The sequence below is a fragment of the Cryobacterium sp. MP_M3 genome (assembly GCF_015752155.1).
Classification (GTDB): domain Bacteria; phylum Actinomycetota; class Actinomycetes; order Actinomycetales; family Microbacteriaceae; genus Cryobacterium.
In genome coordinates, this window is the sequence record NZ_JADOVI010000008.1 from 161421 (window position 1) to 176566 (window position 15146).

Consider the following 15146-nt stretch of genomic DNA (forward strand, 5'->3'; position numbering starts at 1 on the left):
TCGCTAGACTCGCACCGTGTCCACCATCCCCGACAAGCCCAGCCGCGTTTCGGTCGAAGAACGCCTGTTCAGCCTCGTTCTGGCGCTCATCGCCACCGAGATCGGGCTGACCAAGGCGGAGATTCTCTCCACCGTTCAGGGCTATCGGCAGCGCTACGCCGTCGGCGGTGACAACGCCAGCCTGGAACGGCAGTTCGAGCGTGACAAGGACGACATCCGGGAACTGGGAATCCCGCTGGAGACGGTGGAGCCGCCCGACGACCCGGGCAGCAACCACCACCTGCGCTACCGGATTCCCAAGGGGCTGTACGAGCTGCCCGCCGACGTGAGCTTTTCCGCTGACGAACTCATGCTGCTGAAGCTGGCCGCCACGGTCTGGCGCGAGGGTTCGCTCTCCGGGGAATCACGCCGGGCACTGACCAAACTCAACTCGCTCGGCATCGACTCGACCGACCCGGTGCTCGGCTACTCGCCGACGCTGCGCGTGCGGGACGCGTCCTTCGAACCGTTGAGCAAGGCTATGGACCGTGGGCAGATCGTCGCGTTCCAGTACCTGAAGCCGGGGGAGGGCATGCCACGCCGCCGCCGGGTCGCCCCGCAGGCTGTCGTGCTCCACGAGGGACGCTGGCATTTGTTCGGCACGGACGAGGATGCCCAGGCCACCCGCACGTTCCTCCTCTCCCGAATCGTCGGCCCGGTGGTGACCGTGCCGGGGGCGACGTTCGTGCCCGGCGGCGCAGGCAAAGGCCAGGAGGCCCTGGCCGAACTCGACGCCCTCTGGCGAACGAACCTGGCCGAGATCACGGTCGAACCGGGCAGCGACGCGGCGGTGCGGCTGTCCAAACGGCAGGCCGTCGAACCGGGCCGAGACCCGGGCGAATCGACCGTGGCCCTCCACTACACCGACCTCGACATCCTGGCCGACGAACTCGCCGGCTACGGCCCGGAGGTGCTTGTTCGGTCCCCTGACGCGCTCCGGACCGCAGTCCTCGCCCGGCTGGTCAGGGTGAGGGACGCGCATGCCGATGCGTTCCTGGAACCCGCTGCTGCCAAGGAAGGCACCGAATGAGCACCGGACCTGCCCTCGGGGCCTCAGACAAGCTGACCTTCCTCCTGTCGCTCGTGCCGTACCTGATGGACCACGAGAGCGTCAGTGTGAGCTCGGTCGCCGCGCACTTCGGGGTGCCCCCGGAGCGCGTGCGCGACGCGGTGAACCTGATCGCGATGTCGGGGATCCCCGGCGAGACGCGCCAGTACCTGCACGGCGACCTGTTCGACATCCACTGGGAGGAATTCGAGACCAACGACAACATCGTGCTCACTCACCTGGTGGCGATCGACGACTCGCCCCGCTTCTCCGCTCGGGAGGCCGCAGCGCTGATCGCCGGCCTGCAGTACCTGTCGTCACTGCCGGAGAACGCGGACGTCGAGGCCATCTCCTCGCTGATGGCCAAGCTCACCCGCAGCGCATCGGCGACTCCCAGCCAGGTGGTGGTGTCCAGCACCGAACCCGGAGAGGCGATCGCACTGATCAAGGCGGCCGTGGCGCGCGGGGTGCAGATCGAATTCGACTACCTGAGTTCCCGGGGCGGTCACGAGGCGCGGCACGTCGACCCGATGCGGATCGAGTCCGTCGACCGGGACTGGTACCTGCGCGGCTGGTGTCATCTGCGCGGCGCCATGCGCACCTTCCGGCTCGACCGGATGAGCGGCCTCCGGGTCACGGATGTCCCCACCGTCTCCGGGTCCGCCGGGTCCCTTCCCGACACGCTGTTCCAGGGTTCGGACACCGACCTCGAGATCGTCGTTGAGCTGCCATCCGCCGCGGTGCCGCTGCTCGCCGACTACGCACCATACAGCGCCGGCCCCGGCGCGGCGGACGGACTCGTGCGGCAGAGCATCCGGGTGGCCCATTTCCACGGGCTGAAGAGAATCGTCGCCGGGCTGTCCGGCCTGGTCACCGTCATCGGACCACCCGAAGCGCGGGCACTCACCAGGGACTGGGCCGCTGCGGGCGCGGCGCGCTACGACGAGACCGTCCCCGGCGACAGGGAGGCGTAGCCGATGGCCTGGTGGAGTTGGGTCCTGCTCTGGACAGGCCTGGTCCTGCTGCTGATCGGGATGCTGGCCTGGTTCGGGTACGCGCTCTTCCGAAAGGCCATGCGCACGATGGAGGCGCTCGAAGCCCTCGCCGACCAGGTCGCGGGACTCGAACTCGCCCCGGAGGCCCCGCCGCGGCCGCGGTTCCGGCCCGCAGTGTTCGAGGAGACGGCCGACGTCCTCCTCCTCGTCGAACAGGGACGAGCCGAGCGCCGGCACCGCCGTCAGCTACGTCGGGATCGCTTGGTTGCCCGAGGTAAACTGTTGCAGCACGCCCCTTCCACCCAGAGGACGGACTCCCATGCTTAACAACCTGACCGGATGGCATTTCCTGATCATCCTCGTCATTGTTCTCCTGCTCTTCGGCGCGCCCAAACTCCCTGCTCTCGCACGCAGCCTCGGCCAGTCGATGAAAATCTTCAAGAGCGAGATCAAGAGCGACAAGCCGGACGATGAGACCACCGGCACGACGGGCACCGACTCCTCGAAGGCCGCCGGCCCCGCCGACCCCAGCTCGAAGTCCTAACCCACGTGCCAGGGCGCACTCCTCGGCGCGAGGCCGCCGACGGGAAGATGTCGCTCGGGCAGCACCTGCTCGAGCTGCGGAAGCGTCTCTTTCTCGCGGCCGCCGGCATCCTGGTCGGCGCCATCGTCGGGTGGTTCCTGTCCGACTTCGTCTGGGACGCCCTGCGTGAACCGATCTACACGATCGCCACCGCCCAGAGGCGCAGCGCCCAGCTCAACTATCCCGACATCACCTCAGCCTTCGACCTCAAGCTGAAGATCTCCTTCTACGTCGGCCTGGTCGTGTCGAGCCCGATGTGGCTGTATCAGGTCTTCGCTTTCCTGATGCCCGGGCTCACCCGCACCGAGAAACGATACACATTCGGGTTCTTCTTCACCGCCGTCCCCCTCTTCCTCGCCGGCTGTGCCGCCGGTTTCTACGTGCTGCCGCACGTGGTCGAGCTGATGACGAGCTTCGCGCCGGCCCAGGACGCCGCCCTGGTCACCGCGCAGAGCTACTTCGATTTCGTGTTGAAACTCGTCGTCGCGATCGGGGTGGCGTTCGTGCTGCCCGTGTTCATCGTGCTGCTCAACTTCGCCGGCGTCATCAGCGCCCAGTCGATCATCAAGTCCTGGCGGGTGGCCATCCTCGTGATCATCCTGTTCACCGCCATCGCCACCCCGGCCGCGGACGTGGTGTCGATGTTCCTCCTGGCCATCCCGATGGTGGTGCTCTACTTCGCCGCGTACGGTGTCGCCTCCCTACACGACCGGCGCGCCGCCCGGCGCAACCGTGCCTTCGAACAGGAGCTGGCGCTTTAGGCGCATCCGATGACCTCACTGCAGTCGCCGGCCGAACGTTACTCGGCCTCCAGAACCCGCGCCAAGGCCCCGAAACTCGAATCGTTCCGGGCGGGTCTCCGCTTCGAACTGGATGCGTTCCAGCTCGCCGCCTGCGCCTCGCTCGAGGCCGGGAACAGCGTGCTCGTCGCGGCGCCGACCGGTGCCGGCAAGACCCTGATCGCGGAGTTCGCGATCTACCTGGCCATGCAGGGTACCTCCCAGAAGGTTTTCTACACGGCTCCGATGAAGGCGCTGAGCAACCAGAAATTCCAGGAGCTGGTCGCCGAATACGGCGCTGACCAGGTTGGGCTGCTGACCGGGGACACGAACGTGAACCCCCAGGCCCGCGTCGTGGTGATGACCACCGAAGTGCTTCGCAACATGCTCTACGCCGACTCCGACCTGCTCACGAACCTGGCCTTCGTCGTGATGGACGAGGTTCACTACCTCGCCGACCGGTTCCGCGGGGCGGTCTGGGAGGAAGTCATCATCCACCTCCCTCAGAACGTGCGGATGGTCTCCCTCAGTGCAACCGTCTCCAACGCCGAGGAATTCGGCGACTGGCTACAGGCCGTGCGCGGTGAGACCGACGTGATCGTCTCCGAGGAGCGGCCGGTGCCCCTCGAGCAGCACGTTCTCGTCAAGAGCAAGATGCTCGACCTGTTCGACTCCACCGGCCTGGCCGGAACCCATCAGGTGAACCCCGAGCTGGTGCGGCTCGCACAGGCCGGTGGGCGCGGTGTGGCCGTCCGGTCCGGCGGCGGCCGGCGGGGGAACGACCGCGACCGGAATCCCCGTCAGTCCTCTTTCGACGCCGGACGCATGGATCGCTCCGAGATCGTGCGGCTGCTCGAGGGCAAGCACCTGCTGCCGGCGATCTTCTTCATCTTCAGCCGGGTGGGGTGCGACCAGGCCGTTCGCCAGGTGCTGCGGGCCGGGGTGAGGCTCACGGATGCCCGGGAGCGCGAGGAGATCCGTCAGATCGTCGACGAGCGCTGCCGCACCCTGCTCGACGAGGACCTCGGCGTGCTCGGCTACTTCGAGTGGCTCGACGGCCTCGAACGCGGCGTCGCCGCCCACCACGCGGGGATGCTGCCGGCCTTCAAGGAGGTCGTCGAGGAGCTCTTCCAGAAGAAGCTCGTCAAGGCCGTCTTCGCCACCGAGACCCTGGCCCTCGGCATCAACATGCCCGCCCGCACCGTGGTCCTCGACAAGCTCGAGAAGTTCAACGGCGAGGCCCGGGTGCCGATCACGCCGGGGGAGTACACCCAGCTGACCGGCCGCGCCGGCCGGCGCGGCATCGATGTGGAGGGCCACTCGGTGATCCAGTGGGCGCCTGGCCTGGATCCGCAGGCGGTCGCCTCCCTGGCCTCGCGGCGCACCTACCCGCTCAACTCCAGCTTCAAGCCCACCTACAACATGGCCGTCAACCTGATCGACCAGTTCGGGCGGGAGCGCACCCGGGACGTGCTCGAGTCATCCTTCGCCCAATTCCAGGCCGACCGGGCCGTCGTCGACATGGCCCGCAAGGTTCGCCAGCAGGAGGAATCCCTGGCAGGGTTCGCCGGGTCGATGGTATGCCACTTGGGCGACTTCACCGAGTACTCCGCCATCCGCCGCAAACTCACCGATGTCGAGCGGGAGACCGTGACCGGCGAAACCGGTGCCCGGGCGGCCAGGGAGCGGCGCCAGCGCGAACTCACCAGCCTGCGCAAGCGCATGCGCGCGCACCCCTGCCACAGCTGCCCCGACCGCGAGCAGCACGCCAGGTGGGCGCAGCGCTGGTGGAAGCTCAAGCGGGAGACGGATGCGCTCACCCAGCAGATCACGACCCGCACCGGCGCGGTCGCGCGGGTGTTCGACCGCGTCACCGACGTTCTCCTCGGCTACGGCTACCTGCTGGAGGACGCGGACGGTTCCGTCACGCTCAGCGAAAGCGGACTGATCCTCCGGCGCATCTACGCGGACCGGGACCTGCTCGTCGCTGAATCGCTGCGCCGCGGCCTGTGGAACGACCTGGACCCGGCCGGCCTGGCCGCCATGGCGTGCGCGCTGGTCTTCGAGCCGCGCCGGGACGAGGGGATGATCGACGAACGCTACCTGCCGAAGGGAGCGTTCCGGCCGGCCCTCGACCAGACCGAGGAGCTGTGGAGCCGTCTCGACGACCTCGAGCGGAACAACAAGCTTCCCGGCAGCAACCCGCTGGCGGTCGGCCTCAGCCTGGCCATGTGGAAGTGGGCACGTGCCGGTTCCCTCGTCGACGTCCTGGACGAAGCGGAGATGGCCGCGGGGGACTTCGTGCGCTGGACCAAGCAGACCATCGACCTGCTCGACCAGCTGTCCGTGGTGGCCGACGGGCCGGTCGGGCGCACCGCCCGGCAGGCCATGGACGCGATCCGCCGCGGCATCGTCGCCTATTCGTCCGTCGCTTAGGCTGTTGGGGTGAATCAGGGGACCGCGCGGCGGCAACTGCCGCTGCAGGCGGCCATCATGCTCGCCGCCGCGACCGGGGGCATCCTCGACGCGGGCTTCCCCGACCGGTCCTGGTGGGTCCTCGCGCCGCTCGGGGTGGCCCTGATGATGGTGGCCCTGCTCGGGCGCGGGCCGTGGGCCGGCCTGCTGATCGGCATGGTCGCGGGGTTGTCCTTCTGGCTGATCCACATCAGCTGGCTGACCCTGTACCTGGGGCCGGTGCCCTGGCTGGCCCTCGCCGGCCTCGAATCCATCTTCTTCGGCATCGGCCTCGCCCTGATCGGCGTCGTCCTCAACGTGGGCCCCCGGGTATGGCCGACAGTGGCCGGACGCCTCGGAGTCGTCCCGGTCGTCGTCGCCGGCCTGTGGACCGCTCGCGAAGCGATCTCGGCCGTCTGGCCGTACGGCGGCTTCGCCTGGGGGCGGGTGGCCATCTCCCAGTCGGAGAGCCCGTTCAACGGCCTGGTGGCCTGGGTCGGCATGTCGGGGCTGACCTTCCTCATCGTGTGGCTGAGCACCCTGGCCGTTCAACTGGTGCGGGAGGTGCAGATCGGTGCGCTCGCACGGTGGAGCATCGCCGTGGCATCCGTCGCCCTGTTGCTCGTGGTGCCGGCCTGGCCGGCCGTCCCGTCGGGAACCGCCCGGATCGCCGCGGTCCAGGGAGCGTCGGATGCAGGTCTGTTCGCCCAGTACTCGCCCGGCCAGATCCTCGCCGACCACACCTCGGCGACACTTCCCCTGATCGGGCAGAAGGTCGACTTCGTCGTCTGGCCGGAGAACGCCAGCGACATCGATCCGACCCGTTCCGCCGACGCGGCGAAGGTGCTGGACTACCTGGGCACTGCCATGAGCGCACCCATCGTCGCGGGCACTATCACCCAGCGTGACGGGAAGTTCTACAACAGCTCCCTGCTCTGGAAGGCGGGAGAAGGAGCCGTCGACATCTACGACAAGGTGCACCCGGTGCCGTTCGCCGAGTACATGCCCGATCGCGCGTTCTGGCGTCCGTTCGCGCCCGAACTGATCGACCTCATCTCCCGGGACTATGCGATCGGGACGCAGGGGAACGTCTTCGACATCGACGGCATCAGGGCGGGAATCGCCATCTGCTTCGACATCGCCGACGACCAGCTGGTCCAGGAGATGATCTCGGGGAAGGCGCAGGTCATCCTCGCCCAGACGAACAACGCCGACTTCGGGCACACCGATGAGAGCGTGCAGCAACTCGCGATCGCCCGGCTCCGGGCGATCGAGGCGGGCCGCACCGTGGTGAACATCTCCACCGTCGGAACCAGCGCGATCATCACGCCCGATGGCGCGACCCTGGACCGACTGCCGACCTGGGAGCCGGGTGCCATGGTCGAGACCGTGCCGCTCAGCGACACCGTCACACCGGCGATGTCCGGAGGACGGGAACTCGAGTGGTTCGTGTCCGGGCTCGGACTGGCCGGCTTCGCGCTCTGCCTGATTAACGCACTGCGCACCCGGCGACGAAGCCGGGTGCGAAGTGATGGAAAGGCTGGAAGGGCTTAAGCGCCGATCTTCTGCTGGCCCCTCCGGGCACGCAGGAAGGTCAGTCGTTCTTCCAGAAGTTCTTCGAGTTCGGCGCGGGTGCGCCGTTCGAGGAGCATGTCCCAGTGCGTGCGCGGAACCTTCTCGTCGGAGTGATCCACGATCACCGGCTTGGAGTCAACCAGCCGGGTGGCGGTCTGTGAGCAGAAGCGGCACTCCCACTCGTCGGGGGCCTCAGCCTCCGCCGAGAAAATCATCACCGTCTCCCGCGCGCACGTCGCACACAGGTACGTGTGACTGACTCGTGGTGAAAAGGTTACGCCCTCTTCGCTTTGAAGGCTTTGTGCGCCCAACCTCATGCCACGCAAACTGCGATCCGCCATTGTGTGGTCTCCTCTCGCGATGCAACTCTTAGTTCTAAACCATCAAGCTGGACGTTATCTTTCCGTTACGTCGATTCTCGGTGGTAACTCTCAGCTTCGGTCGGCGATCACGCCCACCGCGAGGTCGCTCCGGTCGGTGATCAGACCGTCGACACCCGCATCGAGGAGCCGGCGCATCGTCGCCGGATCATTCACCGTCCACACGTGCACCTCGACGCCGAGGGCGTGCATCGCCCGGAGGAAACGCGGGGTGAGGATCCGCAGGGACCTGACCGTCTCCGGGACCTGCATGGCGGAGAGACCATGCACCGCACGCCGCACCTGGCCGCCCAGACCGAGCTCGGCGGCGATGAACGCCCGGCCGACGAGAGAGGAGGACGCGGAGGTGGCGACCCCGGGCAGGGAACGGACCGTGCGCGCACGGCGGTCCTCGGAGAAGGAGGTGATCAGCACCCGGTCGGTGGCGTTCGCCGCCAGCACAGCGGTCACCGTCGCCTCGACCGCGGCATCCGATTTCACATCGAGGTTGAAGCGGGCGTCCGGAAACGCGTCCAGGGCCTCGCTGAGAGATGCGAATGGCTGACCCAGTCCCAGGTTGATCCGTCGGAGTTCGGCCATCCTGAGCCTGCTCACCCGAATCCGCGCTCCCGGCACGGCGAAATCCGCATCGTGGCTGAGCACCGCGACGCCGTCGTCGCTGGCGCGGACATCCGTTTCAAGATGGGTGGCGCCGGCGAGGAGGGCATGGCGGAAGGCCAGGAGGGTGTTCTCGGGGGCGTTCCGGGACAGGCCCCGATGGGCGAACACGCGGGGCGCGGCGCCGTCCAGGAACCAGGACGCCCTACCCCCAGGCATGGTCCCTGCCTAAGCGAGCGGTGCGGCGTGGGACGCCGGACCCTGCGCCTCGGCCGCACCGGCGTGAGAGCCGGGAACGGGGGACTGCCCGAACGCGCGACCGACGCCCTTCATCGCCTCGGTGAGTTCGCTCGGCACGATCCAGAGCTTGTTCGCGCTTCCCTCGGCCAGTTTGGGCAGGGTCAGCAGGTACTGGTAGGCCAGCAGCTTCGGATCGGGGTCGCCGTCGTGGATCGCCTTGAACACGGTCGTGATGGCTTCGGCTTCACCCTGTGCACGCAGGACGGCCGCCTTCGCGTCACCTTCCGCGGAGAGGATGGCGGCCTGGCGCGCGCCTTCCGCGGTCAGGATCGCGGACTGCTTCGTTCCCTCGGCGGTCAGGATGAGAGCTCGACGGTCACGCTCGGCGCGCATCTGCTTCTCCATCGAGTCCTGGATGGAGTGGGGCGGATCGATCGCCTTCAATTCCACCCGCCCGACCCGGATGCCCCACTTGCCGGTGGCCTCGTCGAGCACGATGCGCAGTTGCCCATTGATGTTGTCTCGGCTGGTCAGGGCTTCTTCGAGGTTCAGCCCGCCGACCACGTTACGCAGGGTGGTCGTGGTGAGCTGCTCGACCGCTCCGAGATAGTTGGCGATCTCGTAGGTGGCCGCCCGGGCATCCGTCACCTGGAAGTAGACGACGGTGTCGATGGAGACGACGAGGTTGTCCTCCGTGATCACCGGCTGCGGCGGGAACGAGACGACCTGCTCCCGCATGTCGATCAGCGGCCGCAGCCGGTCGACGAACGGGATAAGGATGTTCAGGCCCGGCATCAGCGTCTTGTGGTACCGGCCGAGGCGCTCCACGACGCCGGCGCTGGCCTGCGGGATGATGCGGATCGACTTCGCGAGGGTGACAATGACGAACAGGACGAGAGCCGCAACGGCGACGAAGACGACCACCTGCACGATTATCTGGCCGGGATCGGTCATGGAACGTTCCTTTCCGCCGGGATGACCACTGCGGTCGCCCCGTCGATTGCTGTGACGAGTACTCGTTCGCCGGGTTCGACGACGCGATCCGTGCCGGGCGACAGGCGTGCCGTCCAGGTCTCGCCGTTGGCGAGACGAACCTGACCGCCGGTGGCCCCGATGGAACTGACCACCCGGCCGTCGATGCCGAGCAGCGCGTCCACGTTCGTCTTGGCAGGGTCGCCGCCGCGCTTGAGAAGCCGAAGCAGGGGCGGGCGGATGCCGAGCAGAAGGGTGATCGTCAGCACGGCCGCGATCACGAGCTGCAACCACCACGGCGCGCCGAGCAGGCCGGAGACGAGTGCGCCCAGACTGCCGGCCGCCATCATCAGGAACGTGAGGTCGAGGGTCACCATCTCGATGGTGACAAAGAGCAGAATGAGCACGAGCCAGACGATCCACGCGAATTCCGCTGCGAACGCATCCATGGCGTCCCCTCCCATTTCTGTTCCCTCCTAACGAAACTAGCAGGTGCGCCGGACAGGGGAGCGGAGGCTTCTTGGTAAGGTCGTCTGCCAGACCAATTCGTTATCTGAGGAGTTCGCGTGACCAATCCACTTGCAGCAGGATCACTTGACGGCAAGCGTGTGCTCGTCACCGGATCGTCTCGAGGGGTCGGTGCGGCCACCATCGGTTACTTCGCCGGGGCCGGCGCGAGCGTCGCCATCAACTTCCGCAACAAAGAGGCCCGCGCGATCAAGGTCGCCGACGCCATCCGCGCCCAGGGCGGCACGGCCATCACCATCGGCGCCGACCTCACCGACGCCGAAGCCGTGACGAACATGTTCGACACCATCCGCCGCGAATTCGGGGGTCTCGACATCCTCGTCATGAATGCCTCGGGCGGCATGGAAAGCGGCATGGCCGACGACTACGCGATGAAGCTGAACCGGGATGCCCAGCTCAACCTGCTGGCCACCGCCCGGCCGTTGCTCGCCGAGGGCGCCCGCGTCGTGTTCGTCACCAGCCACCAGGCGCACTTCTTCGGCACCGCAGAGACCATGCCGGAGTATGTGCCGGTCGCACGCAGCAAACGAGCGGGGGAGGACGCCCTCCGCGCCCTGATTCCCGAACTCGAACAGGCCGGGCTCGGTTTCGTCGTCGTCTCCGGCGACATCATCGAGGGCACGGTCACGGCCACCCTGCTGGAACGCGCCAGCCCGGGGACCATGAACGCCCGGAAGGACGCCGCCGGGCGCCTGTACAACGTGGAGGAGTTCGCCGCGGAAGTTGCCCTCGCCGCAGTGGAGCCCGTCCCAGCAGACAACACGCGCTATGTTGGCGACACGACCGACCTGGTCGCCGACTAGAAAGCACATGGATGAAGGCTTCCGACCTTCCGCTCCTCAAATCGGTGTCCGACCCGACCATCCACCCGGACGGTGGCCGGGCGGTCGTGTCCGTCATCCGGCCGGAGTACTCCGCCGATGACTACGTGGGCCAGTTATGGACCGTGTCCCTGCAAGGGAAGCCCCAGCCGCGACTCCTGACCCGTGGCCACCGGGATACCGCTCCCCGGTTCTCGCCGGACGGTCGGCTGCTTGCCTTCCTGCGCAGCAGCCCGGGCGCTCCGGCCCAGCTGCACGTGGTGGCGGCAACGGGTGGTGAGCCCGTGCAGGCCACCGCCGAGGTCCTCGGCGTCACCGACTTCCGGTGGCGGCCGGACTCGGCAACCCTGGCATACATCGCACGTGTGCCGGACCCCGGCCGGCTGGGCACCGTTCCGGGCCTCGCCGCCGAGGCCGAACCGCCGAGGATCATCACGACGTTCCACTACCGGGCCAACGGTGTCGGGTACACGACCGACCGACGCGCTCACGTCTTCCTGGTGCCCGCGCCCGACCCCTGGGCGGAACCGGTCCCAGGGGCTGCCCCGTCCACCCCTGAATCCGCCGAGGAGGCTCCGGCCCGGGCTGCGCCGGGTGACTCCGGCCTGCCGCCCGGCGCGGCCGCCCCGCGGAGGCTCACCACGGGGGACTACGACCACGCGGGCCTCGCCTTCTCACCGGACGGCACAGCGCTGCTCACGATTTCCGCCCGCCACCCGGGCCGGGACGAGGACCTCCGGTCGGAACTGCTGGTGATCACCCTCGACCCGGCCGGCGCGGGTCCGGAACTGCCGGCCCGGACGGTGCTGTCCTGGGCTGCCAACCTGAGCATCGCCCAGATCGAGTGGGCCGCGGTCGATTCCGTCATCTTCCTGGCCCAGGTCGTCGGCGTCGACGGCCGCGACTTCGTCGCCCGCAGCGGCTCGCTCTACCGGGTTGATCCCGGACGGGGTGAGCCGGTGCGGCTGACCGACCCCGACGAGTACGACCTCGACTCCGGTACGGCACTCAGCCTGACCCAGGACGGCGCCGTCCTGGCCGTCAACCGCACCCGCGGCCGGGTCCAGCTGGTGCGGACCACCCTCGACGGCGCGACGGCGACGCTGACCGGGAACGATGTCGTCGTCACCGGCCACGACGCCCGGGCGGGCCGCATCGTCGCAAGCTACCAGGACGCCCTGACCGAGGGGGACCTCGCGCTCGTCGAACCGGCCCGCGCCCGGCGGCTGACCGACTTCTCAGCTGCCCTCCGGGAGACCGTGCTGGCGAGACCGCGCGAGCTCACCATCTCCGCCGCGGACGGCTACCCGGTGCACGGCTGGGTGACCACGCCACCCGGGCCTGGGCCGCACCCCGTCGTGCTCACCATCCACGGCGGGCCTTTCGCGCAGGCGACCGTCGCCGTGTCCGACGAGACCCAGGTCCTCGTCGACGCGGGCTATGCCGTGCTGGCCTGCAACCCACGCGGTTCGGCCGGCTACGGCCAGGCGCACGGGCGGGTGATCCGGCGGCGCCTCGGCTCCGTCGACCGCTCCGACGTGCTCGACTTCCTGGCCGGCGCCCTGGCCGACGCACCTCAGCTGGACGCCGGGCGGCTGGGCCTCATGGGCGGGTCCTACGGCGGCTTCCTCGCCGCGTGGATCACCGCACACGACCAGAGGTTCGCGGCCGCGATCGTCGAGCGTGCCTTCCTCGATCCCGAAACATTCCTGGGCACCTCCGATGTCGGTGACTTCTTCGTCGAGGAATACCTCGGAACCTCCCGGGCACTCCGGAACGCCCAGAGCCCGCAGGAATTGGCCGACCGGGTGTCCACGCCCACCCTGGTGATTCACTCCGAACAGGACCTGCGGTGCCCGCTCTCCCAGGCGGAGCGCTACTACTTCGCCCTGAAACGCGGGGGAGTGGCGGCCGAGCTGGCCATCTTCCCCGGCGAGGACCATGAACTCAGCCGTGGGGGCACGCCCCGGCACCGACTGCAGCGGCTGGAACTCATTCTCGACTGGTGGGACCGGCACCTTCCCGTCAGGCCCGGGCCCCACGCCCGAACGTGAACCCCATCGCGACCTGGCTGACGCCGGAGATCACCAGGAAGACGCCGCCCACGAGCACGAGCACCGCCAGCGAGTCGATCGGTGAGAGCAGGATCGCGATCCCGGCGACGACACTGATGGCCCCGAACAGCGTGCCGAACCACTTGCTGGCGTCCGGGGCGGTCTCCACCAGCGCGGCCACACCCTCGACCAGCCAGGAGATGCCGATCACCATTCCGAGCACGGCGAGGGAGTTCAGGGGGTTCCTGATCGCGATGATGCCGGCGACCAGCAGCAGTACGCCGAGCAGGATGTTGAGTACCCGGATGCCGCCGGTGGCGCCGGTCATGAACACGCCGCGGGCCACCCGGGCGACGCCCCCGAACAGGAAGTAGAGGCCGAAGAGACCGGCGATGATCGCCAGCGTCGCGGCCGGCCAGACGAGGACCATGATCCCCAGCGCGAGGGCGACGAGCCCGGCCAGGCCCATCGCCACCCGCACACTCGTTAGCTCATTTTTGCTCAAATTCCTGGGATCGATCGTCAGGTCGAATGTTGCGATTCCGTTGGACATGACATTCCTCGCAATCGGGGCGGTGCGGTGGCGAACCGCCGGCAGCCCGGCGCGATCGGTGTGGATGGCACTTCATGCCGGTTCGCTGCGGCAATCGCCGCTGGTGCAACACACGGTAGCCGGACCGGAGAACAGCGTCCAGACCCCTCTCAACGTATGTCCGATAATGCACATTATGTCAACACGTAGCCGACATCTTCGCGTTGGGTGCGAATACGCCGGTTCGGTCGACCTCCCCCCAGACGGCGCGTATCCTTCCGTTGGCACGATGACAATGGAGTGCTCGCGGAGGGGTGCAGTCGCGCATGACTGGAGTAGTGACGTCGCCCGATATGGCAGTTGAACTGGAGTTTCATATTGCAGCTTGACATCGATTCGCATTTAATGCGAATGTTTCGCATAAGATGCAAACATTTGATTTAGCCGCGCCAGGGGTGGTTCCTGCTCATCTCCGATCGAGTATCGCCGTTCTCCACGCGGAAGAGAGCGTGTGGCGGTCGATGCTGGACGGGTGGGCTGCGCAACAGGTCGCCCGGAACCTGGCCGGGTCGACGGTCGAGAAACGTCGATCGGTCGCGATCCGTTTCCGAGCGTTCGCGGATTGCTACCCGTGGTCGTGGTCGGCATTGATGGTCGACGAGTTCTTCCTCGAGCTCCGCTCCTTAAAAGGCGCATCACACTCCACCGTCCTCGGTTACCAAAACGCGTTGCGGATGTTCCTGGAGTATCTGACCGATCCGGCATACGGCTGGAGCGAACAGTGCTGGGAGCGTTTCGGCGACCATCCCGCACAGGTGTTCCATGAGTGGAACACGGCCCGCCACTCGCAGTCGGCGATCGGAGCCCCCGGAAAACGCCCCTACACTCGGGACGAGATCCAAGACCTGTTTGACTGCGCCGACGACCGGGTGCTGCGCATTCGTCGGGCGGGCTCCAAGGGCTGGATCCCGGCATTCCGAATCGCGACGATGATGAAGGCCGCCTACGCCTGGGGTCTGCGGCGGAACGAGGTTCGCCAGCTCGACCTCGTCGACCTGGCATCGAACCCCCGGGCCCGCCAGTTCGGCGATTCCGGGATCGTCTATGTCCGGTTCGGGAAGGCGATGCGGGGCGCTCCCCCGAAGCGCCGCACCGTGTTGACCCTCCCGGAGTTCGATTGGATCGTCGAGTGCATGCGGCAATGGAAGGACGAAGTCCGCCCGCTGCTGGCGCCGCCGGGGTCGACGGCACTCTGGCCGAGCGAACGCAGCGGCATGCTGGCCGCCGACTCCGTCAGTCGGGCCTTCAACGAGGTCAGGCGCGAAGCGAACCTCGATGATGGACTCGATTTTCACTCGCTACGCCGCTCCTACGTCACGCACCTGGTCGAGGATGGTTACGACGCATTCTTCATTCAGCAGCAGGTCGGCCACGAGCACGCGTCGACAACGTCTATCTACACCGGCCTCTCCCCCGATTACCGCGCCCGCGTCGTCGACGACGCGATCACCCGGATGGCCGCCCAGCTCACCACGAAGGAGACCTGACC

Annotated in this window: 15 protein-coding genes; 10 read left to right on the forward strand and 5 right to left on the reverse strand. The window is 67.7% G+C overall.

Going from position 1 to position 15146, the window contains the following annotated elements:
- Nucleotides 1–16 precede the first annotated feature (16 nt).
- The 7 genes from IWX89_RS11220 to lnt are packed head-to-tail and all read left to right on the forward strand — an operon-like array spanning nt 17 to nt 7452.
- Nucleotides 17–1069, forward strand: a complete 1053-nt coding sequence (locus IWX89_RS11220) for a WYL domain-containing protein (protein WP_307836521.1) — start codon at nt 17–19, stop codon at nt 1067–1069.
- A complete protein-coding gene (locus IWX89_RS11225) occupies nt 1066–2061 on the forward strand; it encodes a YafY family protein (protein WP_196903639.1) in 996 nt (331 codons plus the stop codon). Before IWX89_RS11220 ends, IWX89_RS11225 begins: the two co-directional genes overlap by 4 nt.
- Before the next feature lie 3 nt (nt 2062–2064).
- Complete coding sequence (locus tag IWX89_RS11230) at nt 2065–2409, forward strand: hypothetical protein (protein WP_196903640.1); 345 nt, start codon at nt 2065–2067, stop codon at nt 2407–2409.
- A complete protein-coding gene (gene tatA, locus IWX89_RS11235; protein ID WP_134506483.1) occupies nt 2402–2626 on the forward strand; it encodes a Sec-independent protein translocase subunit TatA in 225 nt (74 codons plus the stop codon). Before IWX89_RS11230 ends, tatA begins: the two co-directional genes overlap by 8 nt.
- Nucleotides 2627–2673: 47 nt before the next feature.
- Entirely contained in the window at nt 2674–3426 is a 753-nt protein-coding gene (gene tatC / locus IWX89_RS11240; protein ID WP_196903661.1) for a twin-arginine translocase subunit TatC, read from the forward strand.
- A 9-nt stretch (nt 3427–3435) separates the two neighbouring features.
- A complete protein-coding gene (locus IWX89_RS11245; RefSeq protein WP_196903641.1) occupies nt 3436–5880 on the forward strand; it encodes an RNA helicase in 2445 nt (814 codons plus the stop codon).
- 9 nt (nt 5881–5889) lie between these two features.
- Nucleotides 5890–7452 carry an apolipoprotein N-acyltransferase gene (lnt, locus tag IWX89_RS11250; protein WP_307836522.1) on the forward strand — a complete coding sequence of 521 codons (1563 nt, stop codon included), beginning with the start codon at nt 5890–5892 and terminating at the stop codon, nt 7450–7452.
- Here lnt and IWX89_RS11255 read toward each other — a convergent pair.
- The 4 genes from IWX89_RS11255 to IWX89_RS11270 all read right to left on the reverse strand — a co-directional run bounded on the left by IWX89_RS11255 (nt 7449) and on the right by IWX89_RS11270 (nt 10126).
- On the reverse strand, nt 7449–7814 hold the full coding sequence (locus IWX89_RS11255) for an RNA polymerase-binding protein RbpA (RefSeq protein ID WP_134524827.1): 366 nt from the start codon (nt 7812–7814) through the stop codon (nt 7449–7451). The two genes, lnt and IWX89_RS11255, sit on opposite strands and share 4 nt — an antisense overlap.
- A gap of 90 nt (nt 7815–7904) precedes the next feature.
- Complete coding sequence (locus tag IWX89_RS11260; RefSeq protein ID WP_196903642.1) at nt 7905–8669, reverse strand: glycerophosphodiester phosphodiesterase family protein; 765 nt, start codon at nt 8667–8669, stop codon at nt 7905–7907.
- Between the two features lie 9 nt (nt 8670–8678).
- Complete coding sequence (locus IWX89_RS11265) at nt 8679–9644, reverse strand: SPFH domain-containing protein (RefSeq protein ID WP_196903643.1); 966 nt, start codon at nt 9642–9644, stop codon at nt 8679–8681.
- Nucleotides 9641–10126, reverse strand: coding sequence for an NfeD family protein (locus tag IWX89_RS11270; RefSeq protein ID WP_231383166.1), 486 nt, complete (start codon nt 10124–10126; stop codon nt 9641–9643). The genes IWX89_RS11265 and IWX89_RS11270 overlap by 4 nt, the downstream gene beginning before the upstream one ends.
- 102 nt (nt 10127–10228) lie before the next feature.
- Between IWX89_RS11270 and IWX89_RS11275 the strand changes: the two genes are divergently transcribed.
- Nucleotides 10229–10993 carry an SDR family oxidoreductase gene (locus IWX89_RS11275; RefSeq protein WP_196903644.1) on the forward strand — a complete coding sequence of 255 codons (765 nt, stop codon included), beginning with the start codon at nt 10229–10231 and terminating at the stop codon, nt 10991–10993.
- An 11-nt stretch (nt 10994–11004) separates the two neighbouring features.
- Entirely contained in the window at nt 11005–13065 is a 2061-nt protein-coding gene (locus IWX89_RS11280) for a S9 family peptidase (RefSeq protein ID WP_196903645.1), read from the forward strand.
- Here IWX89_RS11280 and IWX89_RS11285 read toward each other — a convergent pair.
- Nucleotides 13037–13618, reverse strand: a complete 582-nt coding sequence (locus IWX89_RS11285; protein ID WP_196903646.1) for an HdeD family acid-resistance protein — start codon at nt 13616–13618, stop codon at nt 13037–13039. The genes IWX89_RS11280 and IWX89_RS11285 overlap by 29 nt on opposite strands.
- Nucleotides 13619–14118: 500 nt before the next feature.
- Here IWX89_RS11285 and IWX89_RS11290 point away from each other — a divergent pair, with 500 nt between their 5' ends.
- Nucleotides 14119–15144: a site-specific integrase gene (locus tag IWX89_RS11290; RefSeq protein WP_231383167.1), complete on the forward strand. Its 1026-nt coding sequence runs from the start codon at nt 14119–14121 to the stop codon at nt 15142–15144.
- Nucleotides 15145–15146 lie beyond the last annotated feature (2 nt).